The organism is Acinetobacter lwoffii, assembly GCF_024129715.1.
Classification (GTDB): domain Bacteria; phylum Pseudomonadota; class Gammaproteobacteria; order Pseudomonadales; family Moraxellaceae; genus Acinetobacter; species Acinetobacter lwoffii_U.
The window spans coordinates 14,593-34,779 of sequence record NZ_JAMXXM010000013.1; the positions used below are offsets into that span (position 1 = coordinate 14,593).

Consider the following 20,187-nt stretch of genomic DNA (forward strand, 5'->3'; position numbering starts at 1 on the left):
GTGAATCCTCTTATTTTTTTATCGATATTGGGCTAAATAATCAGCAAAACTGACGCTGCTATCTTGCTCGAGTTGCTGTTGCTGCTGCAATGACTTTTGTGACATTTCTTCAAAATAAGCCAGGGTTTCCGGGCTGAGCTGATGTTCTTCATAGACACTGCTGTGCTGTTGGGCCAGATGTTGGCCAAAATGCCACATACCGCCCTGCTCACGTGTATCCCCGACCACCAGAGCAGACAAGGTGGCATCGACTTCATCGACCCGGATCATCATGGTTTTTAAAGCATCAGTATATAGAGTACTGTCGTAGGCTGAATTTAACAGCTTGGCCAGGGGATGCATACGCTGCAAATGCATGGCACACCAATCTTCAATCGGATAAGACTGGCCATTTTCCATAATTGCCGCATTTGGCGCACGGCCGCGGTTCACTACTTCAGCCTGATTCTGTTCAATAATATCCTGTTCATTGCTGAGGAGCGCCGGACTGTCCTGCAATAAACAGTACAAGGCTACGACTTCGAGGAAGCCGGCCGTATCTTCATTAATGCCAATCGGGCTGTATGGATTGACATCGACTGCACGCAGCTCGACATAGGCAATCCCACGATTTTCCAGTGCCTGTGACGGCGTTTCACCTGCAAGCGGCACCTGTTTCGGGCGCACTAAGCTGTAATATTCATTTTCGATTTGCAGCACATGATCATTGATCTGGATCGGCTGGCCATTGGAATCATCTAATCCCAAACGACTAAACGGTTTATAGGGCGTTTTGACCGCTTTTTGCAGTCCGTCCAGATAGTCCTGCAAATTATTGTAGTGAATACCGAGCTGTTTCTGCGCAGAGTTTTGATAGCCAAAACGTCCCATACGTAGCGCGGTCGCATAAGGTGAATACAAGGTACCTTTCACCAATGGCAGCAAGAAATGATCACGGCCAGTCATAAAGCATTGGCAGACCGCCGGACTGGCTCCGATCAGGAACATCACCAGTGGGGTCAGACGAATAAAGTTACGGATCAGGCCCATATAGCGATGACTGCGATAATCCTGCAAGCTCAATGCTTTCAGCGCCTCGTCCTGTTCCTGCTGTTGCAAGGCCTCGAACAGATGATCCGGGAAAGACAGGTTGTAATGCACGCCTGAAATCGTCTGCATACGGCGACCATAACGCACGCCTAAACCATGACGATACAAGGTTTTAAACAGGCCGATATTCGAGCTGCCATACTGTGCCAGCGGAATGCTGTCATCACGGCTGTCCAGCATACACGGCATCGACAAAGGCCAGAGCTTTTCATCATTTTCCAGATGACGATGGACAATCGCATGAATATCGCTGAGATAGTCCAGCGCTTTTTTAATACTGTCCTGTGGCGGAGTAATAAACTCCATCAATGCTTCAGAATAGTCCGTGGTGATATGTGGATGAGTCAAGGCTGAACCCAAGGCACGAGGATGCGCTGCCTGTGACAGGAAACCATCACTTTGCATACGTAAGCTTTCACGCTCGATACCACGCAACATGCCTTTGATGAGTGACGACTCGACCCAGGTCGGTAACACATTTTGGGAAGTCGATTCAGGTTGACTCATTACAATCTCGCTTAAGGGGGCTAAATTATTAAATTAAAATCATCGGTTTAATCAGTATAACGTGATTTCGTGCCGGCACATGACAGGCTGCCTAGTTTTCAGGCAAACCATTGATTTTTAATTTGGCAAATTTTTAACACAAACTTCCTCTATAAGACATGGAAAATTTGTGATTTTATTAACAAATAGATGCTAATGAATTGTAAATATTATGAATTATCAAGATATTTTAGACTTCTGGTTTCATGCGGACAGCCAGCCCTTATGGTTTAGCCAAAGTCATGAATTCGACCAAAGTATTGCACAGCAGTTCATGAGCACTCATCAGCAGGCAGCCCGGGCTGAACTTTGGGGCTGGCGTAAAACAGCAGAAGGTCGGCTGGCCGAAATTATTGTGCTAGATCAATTTTCACGAAATTTATTCCGTGATTCTCCCCAAGCTTTTGCCCAAGACAGTTTGGCACTGGCCTTGGCTCAGGAAGCCATCAGCCTGAATCTAGATCAACAGCTCAGTCCGGAACAGCGTGCCTTTCTGTATATGCCATTTATGCACAGCGAATCCAAACTGATTCATGAATTCGCCTTAAAACTGTTTCAGCGTCTGGGCAATCCGACCAATCTGGAATTCGAGAAAAAGCATAAAGTTATTATTGACCGCTTTGGACGTTACCCGCATCGGAACCAAATCCTGGGTCGTGCATCGACCGATGAAGAACTTACTTTCCTGACCCAGCCCGATAGCAGTTTTTAAGATTTTTTAAGACCGGCTGTCTGAACTGGATCATTGCATCAGGAGATCGAACATGAAAAACATGCTACTGGGATTGAGTATGATTGCTGCCATCAGCCTGACTGGCTGTGCAACCACACCCTCAAAGCCCTTAACATTTGATCAGTTAGGTCGCTACAGTACCACTCCCCTTAATAGCAACACTTACCGTATCAGCTTTCAGGCCCGTCCCAATATGAGCTTTGGCACAGCTGAAGAAATTACCCTGCTCAAAGCCGCACAGACTACCCTACAAAATGGCTTTCAGTTCTTCAGGGTACTGAATGATCCAAGTAACCGTACTCAACAACCTCCACGGCAGGCCATCGTCTATCCGGCACCGAGCTTTTATCCGTACGGGTATTACCGCCGATATCCGGGGTTCTGGCCAGACCCATTCTATGACCGTCCCTATACCGTGACTCTGGATCCTGCCCAGGTGGCCTATACCATTGAATGCTTCAAGGCCAATCAGGCGCCTCAAGATGCCTTTGATGCCCGCTTGATTTTACATTCACTTGGGGCTAAATATGGTTTAAGTCCATCCGGTGCAGTGCTGCAACCGCAACCGGCCAATCCCTCCTGACAGGATGATCTATGCAGACAGAGCGTATCTCCCCGAGCTTACAACGCAGTAAACGTTTCGCGACCATCGCCCTGGTGGTCGCCGTACTGACCTGGTTGGCATTGATGGTGGCAGCCAAATTGCTACCTGAATATGTCTGGCTCATTCATATTCTGATGCTCTCGGCAGAAGCGGGTGTGGTCGGTGGTCTTGCGGACTGGTATGCGATTACCGTGCTGTTTCGTAACCCTTTTGGCAGATTGCCCATTCCCAAGTTTTTACGCGACCATACCGAAATCATTCCACGCAACAAGGCCCGTATTGCAGAGTCGATGGGCCGTTTTGTGCAGGAAAATTTTCTTTCTCCGCAAATTGTACAGCGCAGTCTGGATAGTACCGACCTGAGTCTGGCTGCAGGACGCTGGCTGGCCAATCCACAAAATAATGTCCAAGTGACTCAGGTCATTCAACAGACGGTTCCTAAAATCTTTGAATTTGTCGGACAGGAACAGATTGCCGGCTTTATCCAAAGCAACAGCGTGCAATGGGTCAAAAATACCCAGATCAATACTCTGGCCAGCGAAATGCTGCATGCCGTTCTGGACAATGATTTCCATCAGGATGTGCTACAGCGCGGACTGGATGTGGTGCATGCCTGGATGACCTCGCATCCGGAACAAACCCGCGAGCTGACCCGTAACCTGTTTAAGGAAATGGGCGTGTGGAAACTGGCCAAAGGCGCCAGCTGGATCGGGATTGACGTGCAGCAACGCAGTATTGATTCCGTGATCGGGCGCGTTGAAGCCATGCTGGCCGATCCAGATCATCCGTGGCGACTTAAAATTGAGAGCATGGGACATAGCTGGATGTTGCAGCTGGCAGATAATGACAGTGAAGCCAGCCAGCGTCTGAATGAAACCAAAGATGCCTTACTGGATAGTCCACAGGTACTGAATTTTATCAGCGGTGCCGTGGTGATTTTATGTGATGCAATCAAGGAAGATTTGCAAAAACCTGATTCGGGTATTGCGGAAAATCTCAGAATTGCCATTCAACAGGTCGGAGAAAATATCATCTCGAATGCTTCGGTTCGTGAGCTGCTGAATAAACGTTTGAGCTCTATCGCGGTTGACCTGAGTGACCAGTACAGTGAAAAAGTGATTCGCTTTATCAGCGAGCGTATTCACGAATGGGATTCAAGCGAGATGATCGACAAGATTGAAAATGAAGTCGGCGGCGACCTGCATATGATCCGGGTCAATGGGGTCGTGGTCGGTGCCTGTATCGGTCTGGTGCTCGGGATTATCCGGGCGGCGGTGGAACATTTAATTTAAAGATGAGGCTATTCGCCACATATAGCCCCGCTTTTAAAATGCCCAAAAATTGACTCCAGCCAGATCAAATTTAAAGATTGATCACTTTGGTGGCTGGGGGCCGGACATATCCACCAATAACCCAGTGAATTTGCGCACGAAAGGCAATAAGGTCACCACAATCGGAAAGGCAATCGCCCAGGAAATCATCCAGTTATGAAACCAGAGTGCTATAAATCCATCAATCCAGCCGAGATTACGCAGCATATTGATCATGGAAATAATGCCACTCATCAGGCAGGACAGGATAAAAGGCACAATAATCAATGCCCATTTTGCAGGAAGTTTAGGAATATGACCGATAATGGTCGGACGTTGTGATGCAGCCACGACATGCTCTTTTTACTGTTTTCAGATGACTAATATAAGCCAAATTCTGTACGGTGAAGCATTGTTTTTTTCATCTGAAATGTTGAGCTAAAAACTGGTTTTATTTTCACGGGATTAATCCGTTGATTTTCCCTTTCTTTAGTCAAAAACTTCTGACGAAGTGATCCTCCACTTTTTATTCCCGAGAAATGCTTTTACCTAAACAGCCTGAAATTTGCTATATTTGCTGTTTTTCTGCGATCTCTATTTTCGACTGATTATGAATACGGCAATACAAGCAGCTCTCGATCATGCAGTGCACACTTTACAGGCACAAGGCGTACTCCCATCTGACTGGAACAATACAAGTAATTTGACGCGTACCAAAGACCGAAGCCATGGTGACTTTGCGTCGAATATTGCCATGATCGCGTCGAAAGCTGCGGGTATGAAGCCACGTGATTTAGCGGAAAAAATTCTTGCTGCCCTGCCTGAAGTGGCAGATATCAGCAAGGCAGAAATTGCCGGTCCTGGTTTTATTAACTTCTTCCTGAATGCTGACCAGCGCTTTGCAGTCCTTGATCAAATCCAGGCACAACAGGCGACTTATGGTCGTACCCAGGTCAATGCGGATAAACGTATTCAGGTTGAATTCGTTTCTGCCAACCCAACCTCTAGCCTGCACGTAGGTCATGGTCGTGGTGCTGCGTATGGCATGACGGTTGCGAACTTGCTTGAAGCGACCGGTGCAAAAGTCGATCGCGAATACTATGTCAATGATGCTGGCCGTCAAATGGACATTCTGGCGACTTCGACTTATCTGCGCTACTTAGAATTAACGGGTCAGGAACTGGTATTCCCGAAAAATGCCTACCAGGGTGACTACGTAAAAGAAATTGCACAAAGCATTATTGACCAGGATGGCGATGCTTATGTCCGTCCTGTGGCCGACGTGTATAAAGATGTGCCTGAAGATGTACAGTTTGCAGCCGAATTAGATGCTGATGGCAATAAAGTCGTATTGTCTGGTGATAAAGAAAAACACATTGATGGTTTGATCTTTAATTCACAAGCGTTAATTGGCACAGGCTACCGCGTATTCTTGCAAGCCGCGCTTAAAGCAATCTTAGATGATATTAAAGATGACCTCGGCGAGTTTGGTGTAACCTTCAATCAATGGTTCAGCGAAGAATCATTGACAGACAAAATTGAAGAAGCCTTACAGACTTTAGACCAGCGTGGTTTCCTGTATGAACTGGATGGCAACATCTGGTTCAAATCCACTGCATTCGGTGATGAAAAAGACCGTGTCGTGAAACGTCGTAATGGTCAGACCACTTACTTCGCGTCTGACATCGCTTACCACCTGAACAAGTTACAACGTGGCTATACCGATATCATCGATATCTGGGGTTCAGATCACCACGGTTATATCGCACGTGTAAAAGCCGCCATTGATGCGCTGGGCTATGACTCGAAAAAATTAACGGTTCTTCTGGTTCAGTTCGTGAGCCTATGGCGTGGCGGCGAGATGGTACAAATGTCATCCCGTTCAGGCCAGTTTGTGACCTTGCGTGATCTGCGTAAAGAAGTTGGCAATGATGCTGCACGTTTTTACTACGTAATGCGTAAGTCTGAACAGCACATTGATTTTGACCTGGATCTTGCTGTGTCACAAAGCAAGGACAATGCAGTGTATTACATCCAGTATGCACACGCCCGTATCTGTCGTATGTTAGAAAAAGCAGCGTCTACCAATGTCAACTTTGATGCTACAGCAGCACGTAATTTGGCGGCTAAGCTGGAGCTTGATGCTGAAACTGAAATCCTGGCCAAACTAGCGGCCTATCCAGAAATTCTGGTCCGTGCTGCAAACAGCTATGAACCACATCAAATCGGTAATTACCTGAAAGAGCTGGCAGCCTTGTTCCACGGCTGGTACAACGACAATAAAGTACTCGGTGATGATGCTGAATTGACCCAAGCACGCTTATTGTTATCAGTGAACGTGCGTCAGGTACTGCGTAACGGTTTAGAACTTTTAGGTGTGTCAGCTCCTGAGAGCATGTAAGCAAAACACTGCCGTTTATCTGCTGAGCAGACATTTTGTAACTTTAGCTATGTGCTTGAAGATACAGATAAATTAAAATTCTGTGTGATTTGTGATCTAGAGGATGACTTTTGTATCCTGATCACATAGGATGAAGTGATAGTAGGGGCATAACTGCTGTTATGCCTTTTCTATATGTCCCGATTAATAAGAGGAAAATCCCAAGTGTTTGGAAAAACGCAGCGCGGTGTATCTGAAAGACCGAATAAGCCTAAAAAGCCACTTATTCCAACCTGGCTCGGCACACTCGTGATCATTTTAATCGTGTTAAGTTTTTTAATGGCACTGATGCTCTGGAAGCCATGGGAACCAGTTAAACCGAAAACTCAAACAAGTGCTGAATCTGTCCAAGAAGAAGATACCAATAAAGATTACCGTTTTTATGATCTCTTGCCACAGCAACAAGTGACGCCAATTCCTGAACAGGCCGTCCCTGAAAACAAAAATCAGGATACGGTAGTGATTGTAGAAGCACCTCGACCTGAAGTGGCTACACCTGAGGCGACCACAACTGAGCCTGGCTTAGAAGCCAGCGAAGCGCCTGTTGCCGCTCCGGCCAGTTATATTCTGCAAGTCCGCAGCTTTGATGACCCGGATCAGGCCGATGCCCGCCGTGCTGAAATTATTCTCAATGGTTTATCTGCCGATGTGGTACGCAGTGTAGAAAATGGCAAAGTCTGGTATCGCGTGGTTTCAGGCCCTTATGATTCTGCAGAAGCCGCGATTATCGCACAGCAAACCTTGCAGAATAGCGGGATCGATTCCATCGTCGTGAAACGATAAATTTCTAGAAATAAAAAAAAGCGCCTGAGGGTGCTTTTTTTTTATTTGGATCTCTCTCTAACCGTGTCCTTAATAGGAGAGGAAATCCCCCTTTTTTAAAGGGGGACTGAGGGGGATTTTTATTTATTCTAAACGAGAAAATATTTAATTCCTCCAACCTCCCTTTAATAAAGGGAGGCTAAAATCTTTAAACTGTATGCCCCAGCGCTTCACCCATATTCACCAAAGAATTGGCCTTGAATGCGGCATCCCACTGCATTTTATTTTCTTCAAATAAAATCACTGCAGTTGAACCGAGGTAGAAACGCCCCAGCTCCGCCCCTTTTTCCAGGAACAGATCATGCTGATTGAGTTCGATTCGTCCTGAAGGCTTCACTTTGCCAGTTGCCACGGTTTCAATACCCGCCACAATCATCGCGCCGACCAATACCACCGCCATACGGCCGATTTCAGTATCAAACAGGCAGACCATACGTTCGTTGCGTGCAAACAGGCCTGGAATGTTTTCTGCGGTCACCTGGTTTACCGAGAACAGCTCGCCTGGAACATATAGCGTTTCAGTTAATGTTCCGGCAAATGGCATATGCACCCGATGATAATCACGTGGCGACAAATATACGGTCGCGAATTCACCATTTTTGAATGGCTCAGCCAGTTGCGGATCAGCAATCAGGGCTTCAACGGTAAATTTCTGGCCTTTGGCCTGAAACACATCGCCATTTTCAATTTTACCCAGCTGGGAAATCGCACCATCTGCAGGCGAAACAATGCTCGTAGCATCTGGATCAACCGCACGGATACCTTCTTTTAGGGCGCGGGTAAAAAATTCATTAAATGACTTGAATTTCAGGGCATTGGCCTGTTCAGCAATCGACATATCAATGCCATACTGCGCCTTAAAGGCAGTAATTGCAGCAGTTTTGATAATCGGGTTTTCGCTGGCGGCAATTTTACCCACCACCCGAGACAAGCGATGTTGCGGTACTAATCGTTGAGCTTTAATAAAAAACTGTTGTTTTAAACGTGATGTGATGCTCAAGATGGCAGCTCCCCTGTAGCGATTGGACTATCGAGGCGGTTGCCCCATTCACTCCACGCACCATCATAGGCTCGAATTTTCCAGCCCAGTAAACGACCCAGAATATAGGCCAAACCTGAGCGGTGATGGGACTGGCAGTACACCACAACGGGTTGATTCAAATCAAAGCCCAGTTGTTCCAGACGCTGCTGAGTACGTGGTAAAGGCTGTAATTTTAAATGATTTTCACGATTAAGGGCAGTACTCCATTCAAAATGACGTGCTCCCGGAATGTGACCGCCGCGTCGAGCCGCTAAACGTAGGCCAGTATATTCATCTTGTGTACGGCAATCCCAAATTTGAACCTGTTGATTTTCAACCTGTTGGCGCAGTTCATCATAGCCAATCTGAAAATTCGCTTGATGGTCAAGATTGACCTGCAATATATCCTGCACTGGCACAAACTGCTCCTGACTGGAAGAAGTCGGTAAGCTAGCACCGAGCCAGGCATGAATCCCGCCATTCAATAAGCTGGTATTTTCAAAGCCCAGACAATGCAGGTTCCAGAGCAAACGCCCTGCCCATGCCCCGCCCTCATCATCATAAGCCACCACATGATGTTCAGGAGAAATATTCAGATAATCAATGAGAGTCTGCAAGCCTTCCGCGTCCGGCAACAGTCCCATTGCCGTTTCTTCCTGACGTACCAGAAGTTTAGGCTTTAAATGCAAGGCATGCGGAATATGCAGCTGCTCATACACAGAAGCACGGCTCAGGTCGACAATACGAAGTTTTTCATGGCCCAAATAGGGAACTAAATCTTCTGCCTCAATCAGCAGGCCAAAATTAAAAGCTGCAGCGGTCATCGTTATCATGGCTATTATTGGTCAAATCCTGTTGATCTTAGCACAGCTGGTTTTTACACTGATGCGCTTTCTTTGCAGATGATTAGCAAGATTTTAGCTAAACCCTGATCTTAAATAATCTTGCATAAAAAACCGTCTCTGTATAGAAACGGTTCTTAAAAATTATGAATTGTTCAAACTGACTTAGGCAGGGTCATTGATCTCAAACACCTGACGTAAATAGGCCAGGAAAGTATCATTATCAGTCATGGTTTTGCCCGGGCTGTCCGAGATTTTGGCCACTGACTGACGGTTACATTCCACCAGTTTCAGCACAATATTGAGTGGGGTTTGCCCCATATCATTGGTCAGGTTGGTACCAATCCCGAAACTGACCTGAAAACGGTCTTTAAAATATTGATGCAGTTTCCAGGCTTTTTCCAGATTCAGGCCATCACTAAAAGTCAGCATCTTGGTTTTGCTGTCAATTTTCAGCTTTTTATAATGTGCATAGGCTTTGTCACCCCATTCATAGGGATCGCCACTGTCATGACGCAGGCCATCAAACAACTTGGCAAAGTACAGGTCAAAGTCGCGCAGGAACGCATCCATGCCCACCACATCGGTCAAGGCAATGCCCAGGTCACCACGATATTCCTGCACCCAGCTTTCCAGTGCAGATTTCTGGAAATTACGCAGACGTACGTCCAGCGCCTGAAAAGCTTGCAGGAATTCATGCGCCATGGTACCAATCGGGGTAATGCCCAACTCTTTGGCTAACAGTACATTACTGGTACCACGAAACACATGCGGTGCGGCTTTGTGAAATTCTTCGACGACATGCTTTTGCCAATCGAAACTGTAACGGCGACGCGTACCAAAATCTGACACCAAGAATGGGGGATCATTGGGGTTTTGCGCAGCATCATACTGTTTTAACAGCTCGATTTTGGCTTTTAAACGGCGCTCGCCTTCTGCCAACACTTCAGGCGTGCGAATGCGGCTGAAATACAGTTCATTGACAATCGCCAGTACGAAGATCTCGAACATCATCGCCTGAACCATCGGGCCTTCCACCACAATATCCAGACGGCCTTGACTGTCGATACTGGCCTTGATGAAACGGCGCTTGAGCTGGAACAGTTCCAGATAATCCACAAAATCGCTTTTGATAAAACGTAAACTTCTTAAATATTGCAGTTCATCTTCTTTGAATTTGAGCTGACACAGCAGGTCCAGTTGATGATTGAGATCATCCAGAATATCCGTCAGTGGATAGACTGTATCTTCCAGATTACGACAACGGAAATGGTAGACACTATGCGTTTGCGGAAACTTGTGTAAGACCACTTGTAACATGGTGAATTTGTACAAGTCAGTATCTAACAGAGAATGGATAATTGGAGCCATAACTAAGGGAATATCGCTGTGCTTATCTCTGCATTAAAGCATAAAAAGTCGTGCAATAATGCAGGATTTACGTACAGCTGGCTGTATTTGCGACAAAAGTATCAGAAGCATAACCCGCTTTATTTCTGTGATTTGACCTGAGCTTTTTCCTGTTCCTGAATCAATTTCTGCAACTGTTTTTCCTGACCAATCACCTTGGCAAATTCGGCTGTGGTCTTTTGTCCGGTTTTTTGCACCTGGGCATCACAATCCACCTGACGCAACTGCTTGGCAATCGCAAATTCCATCTTGAATAAAGCCCCCATCAAGGACGTATTGCCTCGATTGTCTCGAGCGCAGCGGTCTGCCCCATGCTTAAGCAAACTACTGACAATATCCTGATGGCCATAATAAGTCGCCATCATCAGTGGTGTATAACCGTCTTTATTGCGGACATCGACCGGAAAGCCATGTTTCAAAAATTCATGAATGACTTCGCTATTGCCAATTTTGGCAGCAGCAAAGAATAGGTCGACCAATTCCTGTTGTGAGTTCATCTGAACATTGTCCACGCTTTTAGCGGGGGAGATCTCCTTCGCGACAGTCACGTTTGCGAATGCGGAACCTATCGTGAGAATACTGGCTAAAAACACAGATGACATAACTTTCATGATGAACTCCAGCAGAAATCGAAGGGGAATTTAAGTCTTGAAAGACTGAATTGTCCTGAGTTGAGATGAAAAACGGAGTGCCTGTAAAACTCCCCCTAGGGTGCAGGAAAGGTTTGGAGTATTACAGGACTTTTTGGAGGTGATGCGCTATGCCCTAGTCACCAGTTCCTCAAGACCAATCGGGATTAGTCTTTTAATTTTGCAGCTTTGGCTTTAACAGTCGCCAGGTTACCGTTCACTGCCTTGGTCATGCGGGTACCGTAGTCAGCATCTGCCTTGTAGAAGTAAGACAACATGATGTGCTTGGTTTCTGAATCTTTCACTGCACCTAAGTCAGCAGCAAGGTTCATGATCAGGTCATCTTTCTCTTTAGCCGTGTATGAACGGTACAGCTCACCTGCCTGCTTGAAGTTCTGCTCTTTCACACCAATTTGCTGTACATGACCAGATAATGGTGTTTGTACCGCACGTGCTTTTTCAGTTGCAGCTTTTGGCTCTTTACGGCTTGGCTCATAGTTCACATCCGAGTCACGCTCAGAGATATTCATGTAGCCATCCTGATTATTGTTGTTCACATTTACCACTGGACGGTTCACCGGAATTTGCTGGTGATTCGCGCCTAAACGGTACATTTGGGTATCTGAATAAGAGAAGATACGGCCTTGTAACAGACGGTCTTCTGATGGCTCGATACCTGGTACCAGGTTACCTGGCGCGAATGCCGACTGTTCAGTCTCGTTGAAGAAGTTCTTCGGCATACGGTTCAGCGTCAAAGTACCGACTTTGGTTTCTGGAACCAGCTCAGTTGGCCAGATTTTGGTTGGATCTAACGGATCAAAATCAAAGCTGTTTAGATCTTTAGGATCAATCACCTGGATATACAGATCCCATTTCGGGAAATTACCTGCATAGATGTTGTTATACAGATCATTGGTCAAGTGGTTGAAATCTTTACCTTGCTGTTCAGCCGCTTCTTTGACGTTCAAGCCCTTCACACCCTGTTTAGAGCGGAAGTTGAATTTCACGTACTTGTATTCGCCTTTGTCGTTATACAGTTTGTAGGCATGTACACCGAAACCGTCCTGTTCGCGGTAGCTGGTTGGGACACCTTGCTTGCCATAAACATAAGTCAGCATGTTGGTTGCCCAAGGCTGGCTAGACAGGAAGTCAAATACACGGTTGGCATCTTGTACATTGGTGACCGGGCTTGGTTTCATCGCATGGATGAAATCCGGGAATTTGATCGCATCACGGATAAAGAAGACTGGCGTCTGGTTACCAACCAAGTCCCAGTTACCTTCCTGGGTATAGAACTTCACTGCGAAACCGTGCGGGTCACGTAAAGTCTCTGGTGAACCTTTACCATGAATTACGGTAGACATACGCACAAAAACTGGAGTTTTGGTACCGGCCTTGAATAAAGAAGCAATTGTTAAATCAGACAGATCTTTCGTAGTAACGAATTCACCATAAGCCCCTGTACCACGTGCGTGAACCACACGCTCAGGAATACGCTCACGACCAAAACGTTGTAATTTTTGTACCAGTTGAACGTCCTGAAGGAGTACTGAACCATTTGGACCCGCAGTGATCGAGTTCTGGTTATCACCGACTGGTGCGCCATTGTCTTTCGTTAAAGGAGCAGCTTGTGCAGCTGTGACAGTTGCAAGCATTGCAACCAGTAATGAACGCTTAAACATTTCTAAATCTCTCAATTTATTACCTTTCCTGCATGGGCTAAGATACGCCAACACAATAAATAGATAAAACAGATTATTTTTATTAATTCAATCGCTTTAATGAATTTATAAAAATTAATCAATTGATTTTCAGATATTTAAAGCTCATAAAAACGGCATCTCATACTGCTCCAGATTTTATTCTTGCTACAATCACCTCCATCTATCGTTATCAGTCCATATGTAAAATGCGTGCCTTATTACAAAGAGTTTTAGAAGCTAAAGTCGTGGTCGAGGGTGAAACCACCGGGGAAATTGAAAAAGGAATTCTGGTTTTTCTAGGTTTAGGTAAAGATGACAATCTGGAAAAAGGCAAAAAGCTGATTGATAAGATATTGAAATACCGTTTCTTTGATGATGAACAAGGGAAAATGGGTTGGAATGTTGCCCAAGCCGGCGGTGGTTTATTGCTGGTTTCACAATTTACCTTGATGGCACAGACCCAGAAGGGTTTACGTCCAGACTTTGGCCCAGCCATGCCGCCGGCTGAAGCGAAAGCCTTATATGAGCAGCTGGTAAAATATGCCCAAAGCCAGTTTGAAAATGTGCAAACCGGTATTTTTGCCGCTGACATGAAAGTACATCTGGTCAATGATGGACCGGTAACGTTTAATCTGGAAGTTGAATAAACTGTCATTGTTCTAGAATGAAAAAAGCCCTCTAATGAGGGCTTTTTTTTTTTAAAAATCTTTCATCCTTTCACCCCCCTCTTTGTGTTTCTCCCAAAGGGAGAAAGAAAAGGTTGGATGAAAGATTTTTAACTTATTTACCAGTTTTCTCTTTAATAAACTGACGTGCCATTTTCACTTTTTCTTTGACCGGTTTTGGCAGTTTAGGCGGAATCATTTTCGCGACCTGGTTAAACCAGACCAGCAGACCAAAATCGCCTTCCATTTTAATCGTGCCACTTTGCATACCAGTCATGAATGCAGTTGGATCACCTTTAAGCAATGTTTTTACACCCTGTTCACTGTCAGCAAATTGCAGTACAAAATCAGCTTTTTCTGCATCACCTGAAACAGTATCGATATGACCATTATTCACAACGATCTGACGTGCCATTCCCTCATCTGTTCCGATTTGGATACGAAACTGACGTTCATGTACCAATTCAATAAATTTCGGGCTAGTACGTGCTAACTGCTTCATACGTAACGCAAGACCTGCGACCAGCAAATCAAGTGGATCAGTACTGAGGTCAACCAGAGGAAGTTTTAACACAGGAATGGACGACAGTTTCATGGAGGATGCCTATTCTAATTGTACGAAAATTGACAAATATCCTAGCATAGTTCTGGGCTAAGTGGATTATGCAGTTTGTATCATATTTCCAAATTGAAAAATGCACACATGGGTGCATTTTTTTCATTGCAAATTGTAGAATTAACGGCTTGAAAGCTGCTGCTGGTCATCTTCATACACTGGCGTATGTTCGATGCAACGGCGTTTTGCCAAAGCACGCTCAGCACGACGATCTTCACGCAACAACAGGCCAGTCACCACCATCATGACCGCAGTTAACGCGCTCAGATAACTATACGTCATTGGTAGCTCAAACCAAGTTTGAGTTCCTACACGAATCACCTCGATCAGGCCCCATACCAGCATCCCGGCCGCCATAAAGCTTAACCAGCGACGATAAGGCGAGAAGAACACAGCAAGCACAGCTACAGCGACTAAACTGAAGCCCACAATCGTTGCTAAATGCGCTGTTACCATATAACCCCCTCCATCCAGATAGATAGTTCCCGCTTGATATTGCAACGCTTCTATCTATTGAATTTCGTTAAATCAATAAAATGAAATCTGTTGATTTGTATCTCTATGCCTGCATTATGCTGAGTTTTTTGCATAAAAAAAGTCCTGTCATCCAGCCTAACGACATACTTTGTCGCGATATTATATTGTCATTACATTTTTTGCTTTTCACATTTTTGCGGATCAATGACTGCGCCAATGTTGGCGTGTCATTACAAGATTATCAGTCGTTTTTTTAAGTGAAAAAATTATTTTTCCGTTTAAGATGATCGATGTTTTTGTAGCCACATTTCAGCTATTCCTTATATCACTCAGATCATAAGCAATAAAAAACGCGACCCGGAGGTCGCGTTTAAAATCAATCAAAGCCTGTATTTATGCACGGTTCAGGTCTTTATCATGTACACCGAGCAGATAAAGCACACCGTCCAGACCGACGCTAGAAATCGCCTGATTGGCATTTTGGCGTACTAGCGGCTTGGCACGGAAAGCCACACCGAGTCCTGCAATCGAGAGCATTGGCAAGTCATTGGCGCCATCACCGACTGCAATGGTTTGTTCCAGGGAAATTCCCATCTCCTGGGCGATTTCACCGAGCAAGAGTGCTTTGCGTGCGCCATCGACGATATGGCCTTTGACTTTACCAGTGACCACGCCATCCTGCACATCGAGCGCATTGGCATGCACTTCATCAATATCCAGTTTAGTTTGCAGATATTCCGCAAAATACTGAAAACCACCAGAAAGAATTGCAGTACGGTAACCCAATGCTTTTAAAGTCGAAATCAGGCGTTCCGCCCCTTCGGTAATGGTCAGGCGCTCGGCAATCTTCGGCAGCACCGATGCGTCCATGCCTTTTAATAAAGCCACACGCGCACGGAAGCTTTGCTGGAAATCCAGCTCGCCTTGCATAGCACGTTCGGTAATTTCTGCGACCTGTTCACCAACACCGGCTTCAATCGCCAGTTCGTCAATAACTTCCTGTTCGATCAGGGTTGAGTCCATATCGAAGCAAACCAGACGGCGGTTACGGCGATAGGCATTGTCTTCTTGTACCGCGACATCGACATTCAGTTCATTCGACAGGCTGAGGCAGGCCGCGCGCATGGCAGCTGCATCTAGCATCTGTCCGCTTAAACCGAACTGGACACAGGCACGTTTTGGCCCGCTGCTCTGGCCATCTAAAACGGGGCGACCAGACAGACGGGTCACGGTTTCAATATTAAAACCCTGGCCTGACACAATCTGGGTCACGGCTTGCAGATGAGAGGCATTTAATTCAGGGGCCAATGCCGTTACGATATAACGTGTGCGTCCACCCTCTTTGACCCACTGATCATATTCAGTCGCAGAGATCGGTTTAAAGCGCACAGTTAACCCGATATCATGTGCTAGAATCAGGATCTCCTTCATGGCTAATGCTGTCGCTGTCTGGTCTTCAGAGGCTACAACAATACCTAAGGTTAACTGATTATGAATAACCGCTTGCCCTACATCTAAAATCTGTAGGGAATGGGCGGACAAAACCTGCATTAATCGTGTAAATTGATTAGGCTGGTCAGGTCCTAAGAATGATATAAGAATGATTTCTCGCATGAATTGACTCGGGTCTGAGCTACAACTATTGTTAGAATCATAATCGAAATTGAACAGAATTGCCTTGGAAGTTTACGTTGAATGCGCCTAGACAAGGGCTATTTGCTAGCCTATTGATTGTAAGTTTTGCTCTGCATACCTTTTTACTGGTATTGGCAACCACTCACCAACTGAATGAAAACCGTGCCAATCAGGGACAGCTGATCACCAGTCAACTGGTGACAGACAGCCTGTCTGAGCTTGAACCGCCCAACCGCGTTTCTCTGGCGTTGCTGGCAAATCGTTATGCCACCAATCCAAGTGTCGCTTCCATCCGGATTCTGGATGCGAAAGCTCAGGTTTTAGCCACTGGCGGACTGACCAAAACCCGCGAGGGTGAAGTTTTTGTCCGTGATGCGCTGCAAAACGAGAAAAAAGTCGGTGTGATTGAAATCACCCTGATTGAACCAAGCATTGGTGAAATTTTAAGGACACAATGGCTGGCGATTCTGTTCTCGTTCATCATTCATGGTCTGCTCTGGGTCGCTTATCGTGCCGTGGCACGTCCAAGCCGCACCGAATATCTGGCGCGCATCAATAATGAATCGCGGCTGAAATTCGAGATTCAGACCCTGACGCAGGCATTAGAGCAGGAAAAGCATAATGCGGCACTGGCGATTGCCCAAGCCCAACAGGCAGTGAAAAACAAAGCCAAAGAAAAAGAACATAAGCCGGCGGCACTGGAGAGCGATAGCCTGAGCTTAAACATCCAGTTCTACGATCCAAAACAGTTACTGGATAGCGTGAATAAAACCGTTTCGGTGCCTTATTTCAATCTCTGTCAGATTTTTCTGAATAAAGCCACTGAACTCTGTGTGCAACGCTATAAGTTGAATAGTTCTGATATTTGTACAATACATAAATTTGATGAAAAAGGTGCCACCATCAGTATCGCGGCAGACAAACCGAATGCCCTGGCCTGCCTGACCATGATCAGTGCCGTGTTCCAGCTGCTTTCGGAAGTGCTGTATAAACGTTATCGTGAAGAAAAACGTTTTGTGCTACAAACCCGCAGCGCGATTGCCGCTAAAGTCGAGGAGATGCAGCTCAGCTCGGTACAGGCCGCGAAGCGTCTGACTCAGCATCTGGTCGCGAAAGAAAGTGCCTTACATGTACCGAACACCTTGCTGAAAGATGTGAGTGATCACTTCCAGCTGGTCAGCATGCCGAATCCAACCAATGTCCTGACCCGTCATGCTTTTGTGGTGAATGGCATGGATGCTGAAAGCGCCGAGCTGGCACAGACTTTTAGAACTGAAATTCTAAAATCCAAACAGTCCAAAGCCTCATAAATATCCTTGAATGTTGCAATTAAAAAAGCCGGATTCAATATCTGGCTTTTTGATGGGTACAAAACAAATACGCCAGCGTATCTTGGCCTACCCTTTAAATTTTTAACTGTTTTTGTTCCAGCAGATATTGCTGGGCATTATAAGGCTGGGCCGGATACTGACAAGGGACTTTATGCCACTGACCATCGGCATCTAACTCCCATGCATTTTGACAATCTTTTAAATAACTGATCAGGCCATCTTTATAAATCCGTTTTTTCAGCTCTGGATCCAGCACCGGGAAACAGGTTTCAACCCTGGAAAACAGGTTGCGCCCCATCCAGTCGGCACTGGCACAATACAGTTTCTTGGCGCCGCCATGCTCAAAATAATAGACCCGGGTATGTTCCAGGAAACGTCCTACGATTGAACGTACCCGAATATTTTCCGACATACCGGTAACTTGTGGAATCAGACAGCAGATTGAACGCACAATAAGGTCAATTTTTACCCCGGCCTGCGAAGCCTGATACAGGGCAGCAATTAATTGCGGTTCGGTAAGCGCATTCACCTTGATGATGATCTGCGCGGCTTTGCCAGCCAGGGCAAATGTCTTTTCCTGTTCAATCAGTTTCAACAGTTCGCTATGCAGGGTAAACGGCGCATGTAGCAGAGCTTTCAGTTTGGCCATTTTCCCCATACCGGTCAGTTCCTGGAACATGCGGTGCACATCCTCACAGATATCCGGCTGTGTGGTCATCAGGCCGTAATCGGTGTACATGCGGGCATTACCGGCATGATAGTTTCCGGTACCCAAATGCGCATAACGCAGTAATTCCTGATTTTCACGCCGGACGATCAGAATCATTTTGGCATGGGTTTTATAACCCACGATGCCATAGACCACTACTGCACCTGCTTCTTGCAGGATATTGGCCACCATAATATTGGATTCTTCATCGAAACGCGCCCGCAGTTCAATCACGGCCGTGACTTCCTTGCCATTCCGTGCGGCTTCTGCCAGTACCTGAACAATTTCCGAATCCGGACCACTGCGGTACAGCGTCTGCTTGATCGCCAGCACCGCTGGATCCTTGGCCGCTTCGCGCAGCAAAGTAATCACTGGCTGGAATGAATCAAAAGGATGATGCAGCAGCACGTCCTGCGCCTTTAAAATTTCAAAAATACTTTTCTGTTTACGGAAAATTTTCGGAATGACCGGACTAAAATGCGGATACTTTAATTCCGGACGCTCAAAGCTGGTACTCAGACGGGACAAATTGATCGGTCCATCAATCCGGTACAGTTCCTGTTCCGTCAAATCAAATTCATCTAGCAAATAGTCGATGATATTCTGTGGAGAGTCATTTTCAATTTCCAGACGTACTGCACGACCAAAGCGGCGCGAACACAGTTCGTCTTTTAAAGCCACTGCCAGATCATCAACATCTTCTGACAGTACCAGATCGGCGTTGCGGGTGACCCGAAAAGCATAACATCCGGTCGCTTTCATGCCCGGGAACAAATCACTGATATGCTGCTGGATGATCGCAGTCAGAAAAATCTGGGTGGTATTGTTTCCGGTGACGTCTTCCGGAATTTTAATCAGGCAGGGTAAGGAACGTGGTGCCGGCACAATCGCCATCTCGATTTCACGGCCAAAGGCATCTTTACCTTCCAAGCTGATAATAAAGTTCAGACTTTTATTCACCAAACGTGGAAAAGGATGTGAAGGATCCAGACTGATCGGGGTCAGTACCGGTTGCACTTCTTTGGCAAAAAAGGCTGCAATCCAGGCTTTATGTTTTTCCAGAAGATCCTGGTATTGAAGAAACTGAATACCCTGCGCCTGAAGTTCAGGCAGAATTGCATGATTCAGCACCTCATACTGTTTGTTCACTGTGGCATGAATGGACTGGGACAGTTGTTGTAGAATCAGCTCGGTGGGTACAGCATCAGGCGTCCGAGTAGTCGCATTCAGGTCTTGCTGTTTCATCAGCCCGGCAATCCTGATTTCAAAGAACTCATCCAGGTTACGGGAAAAAATAATCAGGAAGTTTAAGCGCTCTAAAATCGGTAAATTCGGATCGAGTGCTTGTGCCAAGACACGACGCTGAAATTCAAATAAGGAAAGTTCCCGATTAAAATAGGTCGCTGACGAATGCTGAAATTGTTCCATGCCCTCTCAATGCTGCTGATTACAGTCTGTTGTTTCACATCATTGAGGGGCGATCTTAGGCAGACTTCATGACACTTATGTTACAAAGCTCGATAAATCCATATAAATTAATATTCTAACTTTTTCACATTATAAAAAATCATGTTCTGGCTTGTTGCGCGCTGTCATCAAACTGCA

Annotated in this window: 18 protein-coding genes; 7 read left to right on the forward strand and 11 right to left on the reverse strand. The window is 45.9% G+C overall.

Translation table 11 applies throughout. The annotated features are described in order from the left end of the window. Positions 1-18: 18 nt before the first annotated feature. Complete coding sequence (gshA, locus tag NI462_RS09585; protein WP_253160334.1) at positions 19-1,596, reverse strand: glutamate--cysteine ligase; 1,578 nt, start codon at positions 1,594-1,596, stop codon at positions 19-21. A 211-nt stretch (positions 1,597-1,807) separates the two neighbouring features. On the opposite strand from gshA, the gene NI462_RS09590 reads away from it, so the two are divergent. Genes NI462_RS09590 through NI462_RS09600 form a run of 3 tightly spaced genes read left to right on the forward strand, consistent with a single transcriptional unit; the run spans position 1,808 to position 4,264 of the window. Then, on the forward strand, positions 1,808-2,347 hold the full coding sequence (locus NI462_RS09590; RefSeq protein WP_253100176.1) for a DUF924 family protein: 540 nt from the start codon (positions 1,808-1,810) through the stop codon (positions 2,345-2,347). Between the two features lie 52 nt (positions 2,348-2,399). Continuing rightward, positions 2,400-2,951, forward strand: a complete 552-nt coding sequence (locus NI462_RS09595; protein ID WP_253160337.1) for a CC0125/CC1285 family lipoprotein — start codon at positions 2,400-2,402, stop codon at positions 2,949-2,951. Positions 2,952-2,962: 11 nt separating this feature from the next. After that, positions 2,963-4,264: a DUF445 domain-containing protein gene (locus tag NI462_RS09600; RefSeq protein WP_253160339.1), complete on the forward strand. Its 1,302-nt coding sequence runs from the start codon at positions 2,963-2,965 to the stop codon at positions 4,262-4,264. Between the two features lie 81 nt (positions 4,265-4,345). Here NI462_RS09600 and NI462_RS09605 read toward each other — a convergent pair whose 3' ends face one another. Next, the gene (locus NI462_RS09605) at positions 4,346-4,633 is read right to left on the reverse strand and encodes a DUF2798 domain-containing protein (RefSeq protein ID WP_004281267.1); all 288 of its coding nucleotides are present in this window, start codon (positions 4,631-4,633) and stop codon (positions 4,346-4,348) included. 259 nt (positions 4,634-4,892) lie between these two features. On the opposite strand from NI462_RS09605, the gene argS reads away from it, so the two are divergent. Then, a complete protein-coding gene (gene argS / locus NI462_RS09610; protein ID WP_004281266.1) occupies positions 4,893-6,683 on the forward strand; it encodes an arginine--tRNA ligase in 1,791 nt (596 codons plus the stop codon). Positions 6,684-6,887: 204 nt separating this feature from the next. After that, positions 6,888-7,505: an SPOR domain-containing protein gene (locus tag NI462_RS09615; protein WP_005245641.1), complete on the forward strand. Its 618-nt coding sequence runs from the start codon at positions 6,888-6,890 to the stop codon at positions 7,503-7,505. Positions 7,506-7,692: 187 nt separating this feature from the next. Here NI462_RS09615 and asd read toward each other — a convergent pair whose 3' ends face one another. The 5 genes from asd to NI462_RS09640 all read right to left on the reverse strand — a co-directional run bounded on the left by asd (position 7,693) and on the right by NI462_RS09640 (position 13,128). After that, positions 7,693-8,544, reverse strand: coding sequence for an archaetidylserine decarboxylase (gene asd / locus NI462_RS09620; RefSeq protein WP_004729088.1), 852 nt, complete (start codon positions 8,542-8,544; stop codon positions 7,693-7,695). Next, positions 8,541-9,389: a sulfurtransferase gene (locus NI462_RS09625; protein ID WP_253160341.1), complete on the reverse strand. Its 849-nt coding sequence runs from the start codon at positions 9,387-9,389 to the stop codon at positions 8,541-8,543. The genes asd and NI462_RS09625 overlap by 4 nt, the downstream gene beginning before the upstream one ends. 183 nt (positions 9,390-9,572) lie before the next feature. Then, positions 9,573-10,778 (reverse strand): nicotinate phosphoribosyltransferase, encoded by a 1,206-nt coding sequence (pncB, locus tag NI462_RS09630; RefSeq protein WP_253160343.1) that lies wholly within the window; start codon positions 10,776-10,778, stop codon positions 9,573-9,575. A 119-nt stretch (positions 10,779-10,897) separates the two neighbouring features. Continuing rightward, entirely contained in the window at positions 10,898-11,428 is a 531-nt protein-coding gene (locus NI462_RS09635; protein ID WP_253160345.1) for an ankyrin repeat domain-containing protein, read from the reverse strand. Between the two features lie 185 nt (positions 11,429-11,613). Beyond that, on the reverse strand, positions 11,614-13,128 hold the full coding sequence (locus tag NI462_RS09640; RefSeq protein ID WP_253160348.1) for a catalase: 1,515 nt from the start codon (positions 13,126-13,128) through the stop codon (positions 11,614-11,616). A gap of 227 nt (positions 13,129-13,355) precedes the next feature. On the opposite strand from NI462_RS09640, the gene dtd reads away from it, so the two are divergent. Next, positions 13,356-13,796: a D-aminoacyl-tRNA deacylase gene (dtd, locus tag NI462_RS09645; RefSeq protein WP_253160351.1), complete on the forward strand. Its 441-nt coding sequence runs from the start codon at positions 13,356-13,358 to the stop codon at positions 13,794-13,796. Between the two features lie 133 nt (positions 13,797-13,929). Here the strand turns inward: dtd and NI462_RS09650 are convergent, their stop codons facing one another. The 3 genes from NI462_RS09650 to serB all read right to left on the reverse strand — a co-directional run bounded on the left by NI462_RS09650 (position 13,930) and on the right by serB (position 16,521). Next, entirely contained in the window at positions 13,930-14,409 is a 480-nt protein-coding gene (locus tag NI462_RS09650) for an SCP2 sterol-binding domain-containing protein (RefSeq protein WP_004281258.1), read from the reverse strand. Positions 14,410-14,550: 141 nt separating this feature from the next. Beyond that, complete coding sequence (aciT, locus tag NI462_RS09655) at positions 14,551-14,886, reverse strand: ciprofloxacin tolerance protein AciT (RefSeq protein ID WP_005094938.1); 336 nt, start codon at positions 14,884-14,886, stop codon at positions 14,551-14,553. Positions 14,887-15,300: 414 nt separating this feature from the next. Next, positions 15,301-16,521, reverse strand: coding sequence for a phosphoserine phosphatase SerB (serB, locus tag NI462_RS09660; protein ID WP_253160355.1), 1,221 nt, complete (start codon positions 16,519-16,521; stop codon positions 15,301-15,303). Between the two features lie 77 nt (positions 16,522-16,598). On the opposite strand from serB, the gene NI462_RS09665 reads away from it, so the two are divergent. Then, entirely contained in the window at positions 16,599-17,852 is a 1,254-nt protein-coding gene (locus tag NI462_RS09665; RefSeq protein ID WP_253160357.1) for a hypothetical protein, read from the forward strand. Positions 17,853-17,946: 94 nt separating this feature from the next. Here the strand turns inward: NI462_RS09665 and ppk1 are convergent, their stop codons facing one another. Beyond that, the gene (gene ppk1 / locus NI462_RS09670; protein ID WP_253160360.1) at positions 17,947-20,010 is read right to left on the reverse strand and encodes a polyphosphate kinase 1; all 2,064 of its coding nucleotides are present in this window, start codon (positions 20,008-20,010) and stop codon (positions 17,947-17,949) included. Positions 20,011-20,187: the final 177 nt, after the last annotated feature.